Raw genomic sequence first — 14,567 nt, forward strand, 5'->3', positions numbered from 1 at the left:
CATTCGCGTCAACATCGTGCATCCCGGCTTCATCGACACCTCCATGACGCTTGGAGCGCCGTCCGCGTTCAGGTCGGCCTCGGTTGCAGAGACACCACTGGGCAGAACCGGTCGGCCGGACGAGGTGGCCGCAGTCGTGGCGTTCTTGATTGGCCCTGACGCCTCGTTCGTCACCGGTGCCGAAATACCCGTCGACGGCGGCGCCGGATCGCACGGCGGCGTCAAGTCCGTGTCCGATGCACTTCGAGAGGATCCTGCATGACCAGTACCGATACCCCACGTATTCTCGACCGCACCGACCCCGAGGGTGAGATCGCGAAATCTGCGGAACGGAACCGCAATTGGGGGAAGTGGGGCGCGGACGACGTGCGGGGGACGATGAACTATCTCACCGACGATCTTCGGGCCGCAGCAGGTTCGCTCGTGCGACGTGGTTCGTCGTTCTCGCTGTCGCAGAGCTTCGACATGGACGGCCCCCAGAAGGGATGGCGTCGGCGCACGAATCCGGTGCACACGATGCTCGACACCGGCACCGATGCTGCCGCAGGCATTCAGGGTTTCCCTCACGGGCTCGGCGGTGCCGACGATATCGTGGCCATGCCGCTGCAATGCTCGACCCAATGGGACGGGCTAGGGCACATCTTCGATCACGGTATCGCGTGGAACGGGCGCCCAGCTGCCTCGGTTGTCACCAGCTTGGGTGACGGTGTCACCGGAATCGAAACCGTAGCCAATGGGATCGTAGGTCGAGGTGTTCTGCTCGACGTCGGTAGATGCTGTGGCGATGACGGTGAGTTGCCGGACGGCTTTGCGATCACAGCCGAGCATTTGAACGCGACGATTACGGCCCAAGGGCCGACATCGGAGGTTCGGCGCGGCGATATCGTATTGGTGCGTACAGGGCAGCTTGCTCGCACCCGTCGCGACGGGTGGGGCGACTATGCCGGTGGAGCAGCTCCCGGACTGTCGTTCACCACCGCGGATTGGTTGCACGACAGCGAGATCGCCGCGATCGCGACCGATAATTGGGGCTTCGAAGTCCGGCCGAACGAATTCGACGTTGCGTTCCAGCCGCTTCATCAGGTAGCGATTCCCAACATCGGTTTGTTTCTCGGTGAGATGTGGGACCTCGACGCGCTGGGCGAGGACTGCGCGACCGACGGAGTGTACGAGTTCTTCCTGACCGCCGCGCCTATTCCCGTGACAGGTGCAGTGGGTGCTCCCGTCAATCCGGTCGCGGTGAAATAGCCGAACTCGAGCTCAGCCGGCGGATCACCGAAGCTCGGCAGTCGCCAATTCGGCTGCTCGGGTGACGAGTTCACGGAGGAATATGTGCTCGGAATCTCGGTCGTAGACCGGATGCCACCACATGGCCTCGACCAGTTCGCCGACTTCCACCGGGCACGGGATGGTACGCAGGCCGGAGTTCAGGGGGAGGAGTCGAACCAATTGCTCCTGCAGAAGCGCAATGCGATTGCTGCCGGATACAAGACTTGGGACAGTGAGGAAGTTCTCGGTAACTATCTGCACGTGCGGTTCGATGCCGAGCATGCGCAGCTGACGATCTGCCGGGGTGGCCGCCGAATGGCCGTGGTACACCACGACCCAGGGTGATGATTTCAAGTCGTCGACGGTCATCTCGGCACCGATGTCCTCGTTGTCGGACGAGACGACCATGATCCATCGATCGCGGTAGAGATCCTTGTGCGGCAGATCTGTCACGAACCCGTGTGGCAACAGCATCAAATCGGTACCCACGAGTGTTTGTTCGGCACGTGCAACCAAGTCCGGGCTGGTGGGACGAAAGCGGAGACGGGCGCGGGGCGCTGCCTCGGTGAACAGCGTGGCCAAGGTATCTCCGAGAACGGTGATCCCGTAATCGCTGACGACAACGCAGAATTCGCGTGTGGATTCCGCAGGGTCGAACTTCGGCTGCGCCGAGAAGACCCGCTCGACTCCGTCGAGAGCCAAGCCAGTGCGTTGACGAAGTTCGGCTGCAAGGGGGGTGAAGTGATAGTCGTTTCCGACCCGGTACAGCAGTTCGTCGTTGAAGTGCCGTCGAAGTCGAGCCAACGCAGCCGACAGCGCGGGTTGACTCAAGCCCAGTTGCTGAGCGGCTTTGGTGACGCTTTTGTGCTGCAGGAGGGCATCGAGCGACACCAGCAAGTTGAGATCGAGGTTCGCGACACTGATGACCTTTCGCACCGTCCGAGCATAGTCAGTCGTGTTTCGCCTCGTAGCGCAACAGGACCGTGCCGCCCGGGAAAGTTCGGTTCTCCAACAGTCGCAGCGAGATCCATGACGGCAGTGTCGGGAAGAACGGTGTACCGCCGCCCACGGCGGTGGGGGAGATTACGATCCGGTACTCGTCCACCAGTCCGGCCCGCACGATCGGTGCGGCCAGAGTCGCGCCGGCGACCTCCAGCCTTCCCTCGGTTTCGGCTTTCAGCTTCGTGACCACCTCGACCGGATCGCCGCGTTCCAGGCGGGAGTTCCAGTCGACGGACTCCAGTGTGCGCGAGAACACGACCTTGGGCATGTTGCGCCAGATGTGCGCGAAGTCGACGATCATAGGTGTGGCGTCCGGGTCCTTGTCGGCGGTCGGCCAGTAGTCAGCCATCAGTTCGTAGAGCCGCCGCCCGTAGAACGACAGGGCGGTTTCCCGCTCGAAGTCGTTCCAATACTGGTGCAATTCTTCGCTCGGATCGGAGAAGTCGATGCTGCCTTCTGCGTCGTTGATGTACCCGTCCACCGATACGTTGAAGCCATAGATGAGTTTGCCCATGCAAATCAGACTGCACCGGAGGGAAAAACTCATCGCGACGCCCCCGTATACCGTCCAAGAACGATGTCGATGTGTTCGATCGGAACGTAGGGGAAGGCGATGCGCATCATGGCTAAGGTCGATCTCACAGCGCTCGGTTATGACGAACTCTGTGACTATCTGCGGCGTGAGTCAGGGCTACCTGGGCCGCGAGCGAATCTCACACTCGTCGACCAGACAGCGACGTTGTTGCCGCGGCGGACGCTTTCCGGGCTCGCTGACGAGCAGGACGAGTATCTTGCGATGTGCGGTGTGGCGGGGATGGCCCGAGCGTGCATGTCGCAGGCAGGGCAGGCTGACGCGGAACTCGATCAGCTGGCTGGATATGTCCGTGATCCGCGGTGGCGTTTGCGTGAAGGGTTCGTGCGCGGTCTGCAGCTCGCCGCGGTCGACAACCCGACTGCTGTTGCCGAGCTGGTACACAGATGGGTCCGCAGCCCCGATCTCGCAGTGGTGCGCGCGGCGGTCGAGGCCATCTGCGAACCTCGATTGCTGAAGTACAGCGAAATGTGTGCTGCGGCTCTGGATGCATGTGCTGTCTCGACGACCACGCTGTCCGACACAGAGGCACAGCCCCGTACTGACCGATGGCGCGGCCTCGAGCAAACGTTGAGCTATGCGTGGAGTGTTGCGGTGGCTGCGGAACCTGTGCGTGGGTTACCGATGTTCGAAGCACTCGAGGCCGCCCCGTCGCCCCTGGTTCGTAGAATCGCGGTCCGTAATCGCACCAAGAAGAGGCTCGCGCGGCTGCTGTGAAGACTGATTGGCCCACCAACTTGGCCGCTCCGAAACCGGTTCCTATAGAACCCATGCGGGTTACGCTCGAAGGCCGACTAAGGATTGGATTCGGCATGAAGAAGCTATTGAATTCCTTGTCCGAGGACGAGTACGTCTTGATTCGGGAAACTACTAAATCGAAGATGTCCGATCTATCCGAGGACGATCTGATAGATCTGCACACTCGAATTCGACGAGGTCGGAACAAGTACGTCAAGCTGTACCGTCGTGCCGGTGCAGCCAAGGTCGACGCCAAAGGTGCCCGCGGTGCGGGCAAGGCAGCGAACTCGCGCAACGCAGGCAAGGCGGAAGTCTTCGAGGACGCGCTGAGCAGGGTAAGTCGTCGGTTGGGAGCGGTATCTCGAGATACCGCGCGCGACCTCAAGGAAGAACGTCTTGCTCGCGCACGCAGATCGTCAACTTCTCCCGATGAAGAACGCACCACGCACGGCAAAGTCACATCGGCGGGCAAGCCCCGTGTCGACAGGACCAGGTTGTCGCCCGGCCGCAAGAAGTACGAAGCCTCGTCGATCGCGGCGGGCAAACGAAGGCAGGCCAAGAAGGACCGCCCGTAGCTGCGTGACAGTGTGAACCGAAGGTTGTGTACGGCAGTGGCATTCGAAGCCATAGCTGTCCGGTCACGTGCGTCGGGACCGGTCCGAGGTGTTCTGCAGCTCTGCGTTACTCGGCATGTCGAGTAACGGGAACGGTCGAAGTTGCCTTGTCGAGATGAGCGAAGTTGCATTGGGTTGATGGCTTGGTAATCCCGCCGTCGTCGCACGTTCGGTACGAAAGGTGCCAGTCGGTCTTTTTTGCTGCAAACTAACAACTCGGACATAGCTCACTCGACGAAGAGGACTGCAATGCGATCGATCAACCGCGTGATGCTCGGAGCTTTGGCTTGTACATCGGTAATGTTGGCAATTCCTGCGACTGCATCGGCGGCGGAGCCGACGGATGTGTCGTTCGCCTTCGACGTCGACGGATCGACGGTGACCAACACGATCACCAACAATTCCGGCAGCAAACTTCGCTGTGGCACGTCACTCGCTCCCGCGCCGGACGGCGTGATGCCTCCCATCGCCGACGTACTCGTAAACGGTCAGACGCTCTACTCGCTGGAGGACGCCGGCCAAGCCGGTGTCAGTTCACAATCGGTCACCGACATCCCCGCCGGGACGTACGTTGCTTTGGCATCCTGCGTTACCGAGAACGTGGATCCGACGATCGCGTGGATCTCCGACTACCCAGGACTGGACGACCACCTGGCGACGCTGCCGTGGACCTCTTACATCGTGCAGCAGGCGTCTCCCGTTGTCACGATCGAGGATTCTGCTCCGACGCTTCCCGATCTGGGTTCACTTCTGGGTAGTGGTAGCGCAAGCTGACGACACATCCCAGCCTGTCACTCGGATTCTGAATGATCAAGGGGAGACGTGGTCCGCTTCGCCACGGATGGCCGACCACCCTCCCCCGTTCGTTCACGCGCATAGGGTAGCTAGGAGCAAGCTCCTCTACCTTGCGCAATGCTGATAGGTCTGTAGTCTCACACTGGTATATCAAACCGGAGGAGACTGTCATGAGTCAGACCTACACGCTCACGCTCAGCTGCCGGCAGCGCTCGGGCATCGTTCATGCGGTCAGCTCGTTCCTCTTCGAGAACTCCTGCGACATCATCGAACATCAACAATTCGACGACGCACTCGGAGCGGAATTCTTCCTCCGCACGTCGTTCGCCTCCGGCGACGTCGACAGCGCGCAACTCACCGACCGGTTCGCCGAAGTCGCCTCCCGCTTCGGGATGGCGTTCACCATCACCGGCGACGGTCTGCCGCGCGCGGTGGTGATGGTCTCGCGAATGGGGCACTGCCTCAACGATCTGATCTTTCGGTGGCGCGGTCGGATACTGGGTGCCGAACTTGTTGCCGTCGTCTCCAATCACGAAAATCTGAGGCCGATGGCAGAAGCCGCCGGACTGCCGTTCCTGCACGTTCCTGTCGATCCCACCAACAAAGGGCAGGCAGAGGAGCGACTGTTCGAGATCATCGACGAATTCGACGCCGGCCTGGTCGTCCTCGCCCGCTACATGCAAATCCTGTCCGACGACGCCTGTAGAAAGCTGCACGGTCGCGCCATCAACATTCACCATTCCTTCTTGCCCGGATTCAAGGGTGCGAAGCCCTACCATCAGGCATACGACCGCGGCGTGAAACAGGTTGGGGCAACGGCCCATTACGTGACCCCGGACCTCGACGAAGGTCCGATCATCGAGCAAGAAGTCATTCGTATCGACCACAGCTACGATCCACAGCGGTTGGCAACCGTCGGCCAGGATGCCGAGGCCCTGGCACTCTCTCGTGCAGTGCGTTGGCACTGCGAAAACCGCGTGCTGCTGCACGGACACCGAACCGTCGTGTTCAAGTAGGGGGAGCGGCTCGGCGAAATGCTCAGAACTCAGCGGATGCGTCGAGCAGCCACTCGGCCAGATACCGCGCGAAGGACGACCGAACCAGAATTCGGTAGTCGGTGCCGGCGTCGTCGACAGCGATGATCACCACTGCGGCAAGTGCAAGCATGGTCTGCTGCGCGGTTCCCGCGGGGTACGTGGAAGGGTGCAGATCCAGCGAGCATCCCTTGGACAGCACGAGTCTCGCGTGCTGACCCGACAGCCGGATGATCGTGCGCTGCGCCGACACGTCGGTAGCGGCGCCGCCGTGTCGGCGGACTGCCTCCTGAAGTTGTGCCTCCAACTCCGCGCCGGACCGCGTGTGGGTGGTGACCAGGCACTCCTGTGGGCCCAGCCAGATTGCCGTCGCCGACGCAGTGTTCACGGACGTGCCGGGAGTCGACGGCAGGTCTGCACCGAGGACCGCTGCAACGGCCACTGCGCCGGGTCCTGCCGGATCGACCCACAGATCGGCCATCGCAGTGAAGGCCTCCTCTGCGAGCCTCGCCGATTCTGGTTGTGCAACAAAGCGTTCGGTCAGGCTGTGCAGCGGACTGATGGGTGCGAGGGTGTCAGCCATCTCGGCGCGCTCCTTCGGGGTCGACGAGTACGGAAGCGGTGATTTCGGCCGCGACCAATCGGTCGCCGACAGGAATGTGCACTGTGTCTCCGATACGGGAATGTCCGCCCTTGACCAGGGCGAGTGCGAACGGCCTACCGAGTGCCGCGCTCGCGTAGCTCGACGTCACGTGGCCCAGCATCGGTACGGGCGGGGGTGGGAGAATACCGTCGTCGACGGTCTCGATGATCTGGGAGCCCTCGGGGAGAACCGTCGTCTTGTCGACAGGGAGTAGTCCGACGAACTGCTTGCGCAGCGGATCCCGGTTCGCCGTTCGCGCGAACGACCGCTTGCCGATGAAGTCCTTCTTCTTTTTCGACACGGCCCAGCTCATCCCGAGATCCTGCGGGGTGACCGTTCCGTCCGTGTCCTGTCCGATGATGGGGTACCCCTTCTCGGCGCGCAGCACGTGCATGGTTTCGGTGCCGTACGGCGTGATCCCGTGCTCTTCGCCGGCGTCGAGCAGACGGGTCCATACCGCCGGTGCATGCCAGCCGTCGACATTGACCTCGAAAGCCAACTCGCCGGAGAAGCTGATGCGAGCGACGCGCACATGCACTCCACCGACGTAGGTATCGCGCCAGGCCATGAAGGGAAAGGACTCCTGGCCGACGTCGAGATCGGGAAACACCGCGCTGACGACTGCTCGGGACTTGGGTCCGACGACGGGGAACGTCGCCCACTGCTCGGTGACCGACGTAAGACGTACGACGAGGTGGGGCCATTCGGTCTGCAGCCACTCCTCCATCCAGTCGAGGATCTTCGCCGCACCGCCGGTGGTAGTGAACACCTGGAAACGCTCGTCGTCGAGCCGCATCACGGTCCCGTCGTCGATGACCATGCCGTCGACCCCACACATGAGGCCGTAACGAACCATCCCGACCTTCAGCGTGCTCATCATGTTCGTGTAGAGCAGATCGAGCAGAACGCCCGCGTCGGGGCCCGAGACGTCGATCTTGCCCAGGGTGGAACCGTCGAGGATCCCGACACCGCTTCGGACAGCGGCACACTCACGCAACACTGCAGCATCCATGTCTTCACCGGCGAGGGGATAGTAACGCGGACGCTTCCACTGACCCACGTCTTCGAACACTGCCCCCCGGCCCACATGCCAATCATGCAGTGCCGTTTCGCGTTCCGGATCGAACAGCCTGCCGCGTGACCGTCCCGCCAGCGCAGCGAACGCGACGGGAGTGTACGGCGGCCGGAACGTGGTGGTGCCGAGTGTCTCTATCGGGCGGCCGAGGAGTTCTGCAGAGATGCCCGACGCGATGACGCCCGAGGTCTTTCCCTGATCGTGGGCCGTACCGATCGTGGTGTAGCGCTTGATGTGCTCCATCGCCGTCATGCCCGCGCCCACCGCTCGGGCAATGTCGGCGACGGTGGCGTCGCGTTGCAGATCCACGAACTGGGAGTGCTCGCCGTGAACATCGGCAACACGCCACAGTACGACCGGGTCCTGGTACGTGCGGTCGGTGCTCACCGTCCGCACTGTCGTCAGCGCCTCTCCCGGCGAATGACCCAGTTCAGCGATTGCCTTCGCAGCCGACTCCTGGCCCGCATCGATGCAGGCGCGAAGGGAGAACAGGCCGGCGGCCGAACCGAGGACGCGAATACCCTCCAGATCTTCACCGGGGACGAAGGCGCCGAGTCGATCGTCGTAGCGGAGCTTCCCACGTGCCTGGCTGAACAGGTGCACTGCTGGGTTCCATCCACCGCTGACCAGCAGCACGTCGCATTCGAGTGATACCGAGGAGTCGGGATTGCCGTTCGAGGTGGATGCCACTAGGGCGTGGGTGACGCGGTCGCTGCCCTGCGTACCGGTGACGACGGACTGTGACCGTACGTCGATGCCGAGTTCGCGGCACTGCGACACCCAGGCCTGCGGCGCCGTGGGCCGGGCGTCGACGACGGTGACGTGGACGCCGATACGCCCGAGATCGACCGCGGCAGCGTACGCACTGTCGTTGGTGGTGAATACGACTGCCTTCTCACCGACCGTGACGCCATAGCGGTGCAGGAACGTTCGTGCCGCGCCCGCGAGCATGATTCCGGGGCGGTCGTTGTCGGTGAACACGATCGGGCGTTCGTGTGCGCCCGTGGCGACGAGGATCTGCTTCGCGCGCACGCGCCACACCCGCTGACGGGACACATGTGCGGGACCGTCGGCACCGAGATGATCGGTCCGGCGTTCCAACGCGAGAACGAAACCGTCGTCGTAGTTTCCGAACGCAGTCGTCCGCTGCAGGTGCAGTACGTCGGGGTACGTGGCAAGTTCGGACACGACCGCGGAAACCCAGTCCATCGCGGGGGCGTCGTCGATGCAGTCGGTGGTGCCGAGAAGTGTTCCGCCCGCTTCGAATTGCTCATCGATCAGCACGACGCGCAATCCTGCTCGCGCGGACACCAGTGCCGCCGACAGGCCGGCGGGCCCAGCTCCGACGATCAGAACATCGGTGTGCTGATGCACGGAGTCGTACTGCGCCGAGTCGGCGATGTCAGCGAGACGGCCCTGGCCCGGGATGCCGCGTGCAACAAGGCCCTCGTACAGTTCGACGGTCGATGCCAGCAACATCGGCTCCGGAAACGGCTCCTCGATCTGGACCAGTCCGCCGGTGTCCTCTGCCCACGCGGCGGTGATACCCCGGGGGCGCCCGATCTTGATGCTCGTGGTGACCCGGTGAATGCCGTTGGCCAGCAACGCTGATGCGAGGGTGTCACCGCGGTATCCGGTGAGTTCGCGTCCTGCGAAGGTGAAACTCAGAAAAGCGGAGCGGTCGATTCGCCCACCACGATCGACCCTGTGTGACGTGTTCACGAGATCGCCGGCCTCTGCTCGTCCGCGCGGTAGAAGCTGTGGAATCTGTAGGTGGCAGTGTCCCGCACAGCGTTGAACCATCGTCGGCATCCTGCACTGTGGCTCCACCGCTCGGCGAACAGCCCCTTGGTGTTGCTGCGGAAGAACACGTAGTGGGCCCAGTCCTCGTCGGAGAGTGTGTCCGGGTCGGCCGGATACGCGACGTGCGCTTGTCCGCCGTAGTGAAATTCGGTTTCCTCGCGCGGTCCGCACCACGGACATTCGATGAGTTGCATGTCTTCGCTCCTTCTCAGTGCGCGACGGCGGCGGCGCCGTGCTCGTCGACGAGGGCACCGGTGACGAATCTGTCGAGGCCGAACGGTGAAATGTACGGGTGCGGCTCGTCGTTCGCTATGGTGTCCGCCAGGCACCAACCGACCCCCGGCGTCGCCTTGAAACCGCCTGTGCCCCAGCCGCAATTGAGGAAGACGTTGTCGTACGGGGTTCGGCCGACGATGGGGGAGGCGTCCGGACAGACATCGACGATGCCACCCCAGGTGCGCAGCAGGTGCGCTCGGGCGAACACCGGGAACAGTTCGACCGCCGCAGCCATCTGACGCTCGATGATGTGGAAGGCACCGCGCTGTCCGTACCCGTTGTACGAGTCCACCCCGGCGCCCATCACGAGTTCACCCTTGTGTGCCTGGGAGACATACACGTGGATTGCGTTGGACATGACCACCGTCGGGTGGACAGGTTCGAGGAGTTCCGAGACGAGTGCCTGCAGTGGATGCGACTGAACAGGGGTCTTGAAGCCGAGCATGTCGGTCAGCGTCGTGGTGTGCCCCGCGGCGCACAGCGCGACCTGGCCGGCGCCGATGTCGCCCCGCGTCGTGCGCACACCGGTCACTGTGTTGCCATCGGTGACGAAACCGGTCACTTCGCAGTTCTGAATGATGTCGATGCCTGCGGCGTCGGCTCGGCGCGCGAACCCCCAAGCGACGTAGTCGTGCTTGGCGATTCCGGCCCGAGGTTGGTACGTGGCGCCGAGGACCGGATACCTGATGTCCTCGGAAATGTTCACCAGCGGACAGAGTTTCTTGACTTCGTCCGGTTCGACCCACTGAGCATCGATACCGTTGAGCTTGTTGGCTTCGACGCGACGGACACTGTCGCGGACATCCTGGAGGCTGTGTGCGAGATTGAGAACGCCGCGCTGACTGAACAGAATGGGGTAGTCGAGGTCCTCTTCGAGTCCCTCCCACAGCTTGAGCGAGTGTTCGTAGATGTTCGCGCTTTCGTCCCACAGATAGTTCGATCGGATCAACGTGGTGTTGCGAGCCATGTTGCCGCCCGCGAGCCACCCCTTCTCGAGCACCGCGACATTGGTGATGCCGTGGTTCTCGGCGAGATAGTGCGCAGTAGCGAGGCCATGGCCGCCACCGCCGACGATGACGACGTCGTAGTTCTTCTTCGGTTCCGGATTTCGCCAGAGGAAGTCCGGGTGCTCGGGCAAATGCGAACCGGGAGGCTGGGGCGCTGCGGCGGTCATGTAACCCCTCCTGGGCGGACAATGAGACCAAACTGATATATCAACTTCCCCGTAGAGTATGGTCAGATCGGAGCGGGGTCAAGACGAGGCGAAGAAGCAGACCTGGGAGATGGCGATGACGAGGGCGACGACCGTTGCGACGACCGACACCGACAAGACGAGCGCCGATCACGCCTACGACATCATTCAGGAACGGCTCGTGTTGCTCGACATCAAGCCCGGCGACCCCATCAACGACGAAAAACTAGGTGCAGACCTCGGCTACGGCAGGACCCCTGTCCGTGAGGCGCTCAAGCGCCTCGAACGGGATCGCCTCGTCGTGGCGTACCCGCGTCGAGGCACGTTCGCCACTGCCGTCGACATGACCGATCTTTCGTCGATCTCCGAGATACGTCGGCACTTGGAACCACTGGCGTCTGGACGTGCCGCTCGCACAGCCACTCCCGACGTTCGTCGCGCCCTGCTGCAGTTGGCCGATGACGTCGCCGCGATCCGTGATGACGAACAGCCGAAAGACGTTTTGCGGAAAGATGTCCAGGTCCACCGCGCGATCTACCATGCTGCAGGCAACGCACATCTCGAGGATATTCTCATCGGCCTCGACGCCCATGCCACGCGTATCTGGTCCCTGTTCATCGACCGCCTTCCGCATATCGCACTGCACGTTCGCGAGCACGAAGCGCTGCTGCGAGCCATCGTCGACGGCGACGGAGAATCCGCGGCGGAACTGACCCTCGCGCACGTCGATGGTTTCGAGACTGCAGTGCGGCGTCTGCTCTGACAGTGCGTCGACCGCACCGCATACAGCCGCCCCGGCACGTCACTGGTCGACAGATGCGGTGAAGAAGCCGCTCCAGTGCGAGCGTAGGAATTCGGCGAGCGACTCCCTGGCCTCGGACGCCGATCTGGTTGTACGCCATGCGACATGACCATCGGGTCGGACGAGAACCGCACCGACGTCACCGACCTCGTACAGTCCGATCAACCGATCACGGTCGGCGCCCGTCGGTGCTTCGGCGGAGACCGGAACCACTCCAGGCCCGGCAGCCGAAAGCTCGGAGACCACCGGTGCCCATTCGTCACCGGCAGAAGTCACCAGCGTCAGCTTGTTCGGATCGAGAGTGTCGTGCGCGTCCACGAGTGTGCCGTCCACCGATAGCACGGCATGCGGAAGCCGGGCACCCGGATAAGTCGTGGGCAGGTAGTCGACCACATCTTCGGCGGGCTTGGCCGACTGCTCCTGTGCAATCAGTGGACTGGTGTAGAGGTAGCCGAACTGCAGGCCGATGGACACGAAGTGTTCCACCTGGAGCGGAATGGCGTCGGCGATCTGTTGCCGCAACCGAGCCGATCCCGAGACCGCTGGGCTGAGTCGGTGTGAGCGGGCCATCTGCTTGCGGGTGGCCGCGGCGGCTAGTGGGGCGACGACACGACCGGAAATCTTGTTCAGGGGCGCGCGGCCCATTGCCTGAGTGGCCTTCGCCAGCATCGTGTTGGTGATGCCCACCTTCTTGCCGATGGCGTCCATCTTGAAATGGTTGTACACACTCTGCTCCGCGAACTTCTCCACCACCGGACGACGCTCGCTCTCGTACGTGTCCAGCAGCGACTCCGACGCGGCACCAGACAGGACGGCGTCGAGCTTCCACGCGACGTTGTGCGCGTCCTGGACGCCCGAGTTGAGTCCGAACCCTCCGGTGTGCGGGAAGCGATGTGCAGCATCGCCGAGCAGCAGGAGTCGACCTTGGCGGAAACGGTCGGCGGTCTGTGACGTCATCACCCAGGTGCCCGTCGATTCCAACTCGAAGTCGTTGCTGCCCAGCACCTTCGGAAGCGTCCTCTGCCAGAACTGGCGGCTGTCCGCGGCGATCTCCTGGTCGGGATGCAGGTACGCCGTCATCAAGATGTATCGATGATCGGCGTGGGCAATGAGCACCCCACACAGCTCGGGTGTGTAGATCCAACTGAGCAACGGGCGAGCATCGTCGGGGAACAGCGTCTTCGATGTGAAGAACGCACTTCCCATGTTCGCCAGAACGGGCCCGGACAACGCGATTCCCGCCGCATCACGGGTCGCACTGTTGGCGCCGTCGCACGCGAGCACGTACTGGCCGCCCTGTACCTCGGTTGCTTCTCCCGCCACCGTGACACGAACACCGTCCGCGGTCGAGTCGACCGACTGCACGCTCACACCGCGACGGAACTCGACCAGCGGCTCGGCCTCGAGTGCATCCCACAACACAGGCATCAGGATGTGCTGGCCGATGTGCGAGACCATGTAGGGACTTTGGCTCTCGACGATGGCTTTGCGTTCGGGATCCGAGAGCAGGTCGATCGAACCGATCACGTCCTCGGCCAGACCGCCGTACCAGCTGATCAGGTTGACGGTCTCGTGCGGCGGCGACATCGCGGCGATCGATTTCGCCAACTCCGGGCTGTACTCGTTCCAGATTTCGAGCGTTCGGGCATTGATCACGTGCGCGGCCGGGTGAAACAGAGGCTTCTCACGACGCAAGAGAACCATGCTCCGAATCCCTCTGCGCGCTAACAGAAGTGCAGCAGTGCTTCCCGCCGGCCCCGCCCCGACGATGACGACGGGTTCGGTCATCGGACCACGGTCCTCTGCGTTCCCAGATCGATGGTGCCGTCGGCGGTGCGGATACTGGCAGTCACAACGTCGTCGACCGACAGGTACTTCGGGTTCTTCACCTGGCGGGCGAAGAAGAACTTCCACTTCAGGGCCGGTGGAATCAGCTCGCCGATCTTCTGCACGATCCTCGGCGGAGCCGAAATGGCGGTACCGATGGGCGTACCAGTCAGCAGTACATCGCCGGCCGTCATGTTCTGGAACCGTGCCAACCTGGTGAGAGCGTCAGCCGGGGGCGTGATCAGATCGTTGCCGATCGTCTGATCCTGGCGCGATTCTCCGTTGACGGCCAGGCTCATGTGTAGCTCGGGAATGCGGCGCAGTTCGTCGTTGTCGAGGAGCACCAACCGCGGCCCGAGCGGGGTGAACGTGGGGTACGACTTGCTCTCGTACACCTGCACTTTGGTCAGTTGGATCTCACGGGCGGATACGTCGTTGGCCACGACCAATCCCGCGACGTAGTTGGACAGCGTGTCGTCGGTGACGGTGGTGCCGATGGGGATGTTCGCTCCGATCACGACCCCCAACTCGATCTCGTAATCGAGCAGAGCCACCTCTGGTGGTTGCCGAATGGGATCGTTGGGCCCGCTGATCGAGGCCGACGATTTGCGGAAGAACGTGGGCTGCAGGGTCTTCGGGTCGGACCCGGCGTCGACGGCATGCGACCGGTAGTTGAGCAGCTGCGCCACCACCCGGCACGGGGCCGTGACGGGCGAGACGAGATCGAGTTCGTCGACACTCGTGCCGGGACCCGACGCGGCAGTGATGGCCTCGCGCTCGGCGAGCAGCTGTCCGGTGGTCTCAGCCGTCGTGTCGATCTCGATCGCGCGGTCGCCATCGAGACGCCACCAACCATCGACCGTGCGGACTACGTTGACAGACATGTGAGTATTTCTCCCCCTTGT

General features: G+C 62.9%; 16 protein-coding genes. 7 read left to right on the top strand and 9 right to left on the bottom strand.

The features are described 5' to 3' along the window. Both A2J03_RS02860 and A2J03_RS02865 read left to right on the top strand, forming a co-directional pair. The coding region (locus A2J03_RS02860) for an SDR family oxidoreductase (protein ID WP_156520166.1) at nucleotides 1-262 on the top strand (262 nt) is incomplete at its 5' end. Further along, nucleotides 259-1,248: a cyclase family protein gene (locus A2J03_RS02865; RefSeq protein WP_068369438.1), complete on the top strand. Its 990-nt coding sequence runs from the start codon at nucleotides 259-261 to the stop codon at nucleotides 1,246-1,248. The genes A2J03_RS02860 and A2J03_RS02865, both read left to right, overlap by 4 nt. A 24-nt stretch (nucleotides 1,249-1,272) precedes the next feature. Here the strand turns inward: A2J03_RS02865 and A2J03_RS02870 are convergent, their stop codons facing one another. Both A2J03_RS02870 and A2J03_RS02875 read right to left on the bottom strand, forming a co-directional pair. Further along, the gene (locus A2J03_RS02870) at nucleotides 1,273-2,205 is read right to left on the bottom strand and encodes a LysR family transcriptional regulator (protein WP_197480597.1); all 933 of its coding nucleotides are present in this window, start codon (nucleotides 2,203-2,205) and stop codon (nucleotides 1,273-1,275) included. 13 nt (nucleotides 2,206-2,218) lie between these two features. Continuing rightward, a complete protein-coding gene (locus tag A2J03_RS02875; protein WP_068369444.1) occupies nucleotides 2,219-2,785 on the bottom strand; it encodes a dihydrofolate reductase family protein in 567 nt (188 codons plus the stop codon). Nucleotides 2,786-2,893: 108 nt separating this feature from the next. On the opposite strand from A2J03_RS02875, the gene A2J03_RS02880 reads away from it, so the two are divergent. Further along, a complete protein-coding gene (locus A2J03_RS02880) occupies nucleotides 2,894-3,580 on the top strand; it encodes a hypothetical protein (RefSeq protein WP_068369447.1) in 687 nt (228 codons plus the stop codon). A gap of 95 nt (nucleotides 3,581-3,675) precedes the next feature. Beyond that, nucleotides 3,676-4,176 carry a hypothetical protein gene (locus A2J03_RS02885; RefSeq protein WP_068369450.1) on the top strand — a complete coding sequence of 167 codons (501 nt, stop codon included), beginning with the start codon at nucleotides 3,676-3,678 and terminating at the stop codon, nucleotides 4,174-4,176. Nucleotides 4,177-4,442: 266 nt separating this feature from the next. Here the strand turns inward: A2J03_RS02885 and A2J03_RS31440 are convergent, their stop codons facing one another. Next, nucleotides 4,443-4,643 (bottom strand): hypothetical protein, encoded by a 201-nt coding sequence (locus A2J03_RS31440; protein WP_231912340.1) that lies wholly within the window; start codon nucleotides 4,641-4,643, stop codon nucleotides 4,443-4,445. Nucleotides 4,644-4,671: 28 nt separating this feature from the next. On the opposite strand from A2J03_RS31440, the gene A2J03_RS31445 reads away from it, so the two are divergent. Then, nucleotides 4,672-4,989: a hypothetical protein gene (locus A2J03_RS31445; RefSeq protein WP_231912341.1), complete on the top strand. Its 318-nt coding sequence runs from the start codon at nucleotides 4,672-4,674 to the stop codon at nucleotides 4,987-4,989. A 191-nt stretch (nucleotides 4,990-5,180) separates the two neighbouring features. Beyond that, nucleotides 5,181-6,026, top strand: coding sequence for a formyltetrahydrofolate deformylase (gene purU, locus A2J03_RS02895; protein WP_068369454.1), 846 nt, complete (start codon nucleotides 5,181-5,183; stop codon nucleotides 6,024-6,026). A 22-nt stretch (nucleotides 6,027-6,048) separates the two neighbouring features. Here the strand turns inward: purU and A2J03_RS02900 are convergent, their stop codons facing one another. The 4 genes from A2J03_RS02900 to A2J03_RS02915 are packed head-to-tail and all read right to left on the bottom strand — an operon-like array spanning nucleotide 6,049 to nucleotide 11,015. Then, nucleotides 6,049-6,627: a sarcosine oxidase subunit gamma gene (locus tag A2J03_RS02900; RefSeq protein ID WP_068369456.1), complete on the bottom strand. Its 579-nt coding sequence runs from the start codon at nucleotides 6,625-6,627 to the stop codon at nucleotides 6,049-6,051. After that, complete coding sequence (locus A2J03_RS02905) at nucleotides 6,620-9,484, bottom strand: 2Fe-2S iron-sulfur cluster-binding protein (RefSeq protein ID WP_068369459.1); 2,865 nt, start codon at nucleotides 9,482-9,484, stop codon at nucleotides 6,620-6,622. Before A2J03_RS02905 ends, A2J03_RS02900 begins: the two co-directional genes overlap by 8 nt. After that, nucleotides 9,481-9,759 carry a sarcosine oxidase subunit delta gene (locus A2J03_RS02910; RefSeq protein WP_068369463.1) on the bottom strand — a complete coding sequence of 93 codons (279 nt, stop codon included), beginning with the start codon at nucleotides 9,757-9,759 and terminating at the stop codon, nucleotides 9,481-9,483. The genes A2J03_RS02905 and A2J03_RS02910 overlap by 4 nt, the downstream gene beginning before the upstream one ends. 14 nt (nucleotides 9,760-9,773) lie before the next feature. After that, nucleotides 9,774-11,015, bottom strand: coding sequence for a sarcosine oxidase subunit beta family protein (locus A2J03_RS02915; protein ID WP_068369466.1), 1,242 nt, complete (start codon nucleotides 11,013-11,015; stop codon nucleotides 9,774-9,776). A gap of 115 nt (nucleotides 11,016-11,130) precedes the next feature. On the opposite strand from A2J03_RS02915, the gene A2J03_RS02920 reads away from it, so the two are divergent. Continuing rightward, the gene (locus tag A2J03_RS02920) at nucleotides 11,131-11,796 is read left to right on the top strand and encodes a GntR family transcriptional regulator (RefSeq protein ID WP_197480599.1); all 666 of its coding nucleotides are present in this window, start codon (nucleotides 11,131-11,133) and stop codon (nucleotides 11,794-11,796) included. Nucleotides 11,797-11,835: 39 nt separating this feature from the next. Here the strand turns inward: A2J03_RS02920 and A2J03_RS02925 are convergent, their stop codons facing one another. Both A2J03_RS02925 and A2J03_RS02930 read right to left on the bottom strand, forming a co-directional pair. After that, nucleotides 11,836-13,623 (bottom strand): FAD-dependent monooxygenase, encoded by a 1,788-nt coding sequence (locus A2J03_RS02925; RefSeq protein WP_068369472.1) that lies wholly within the window; start codon nucleotides 13,621-13,623, stop codon nucleotides 11,836-11,838. Further along, entirely contained in the window at nucleotides 13,620-14,546 is a 927-nt protein-coding gene (locus A2J03_RS02930) for a fumarylacetoacetate hydrolase family protein (protein ID WP_068369476.1), read from the bottom strand. The genes A2J03_RS02925 and A2J03_RS02930 overlap by 4 nt, the downstream gene beginning before the upstream one ends. Between the last annotated feature and the right edge of the window lie 21 nt (nucleotides 14,547-14,567).

Origin of the sequence: Rhodococcus sp. EPR-157, assembly GCF_001647195.1 — a bacterium.
GTDB lineage: Bacteria > Actinomycetota > Actinomycetes > Mycobacteriales > Mycobacteriaceae > Rhodococcoides.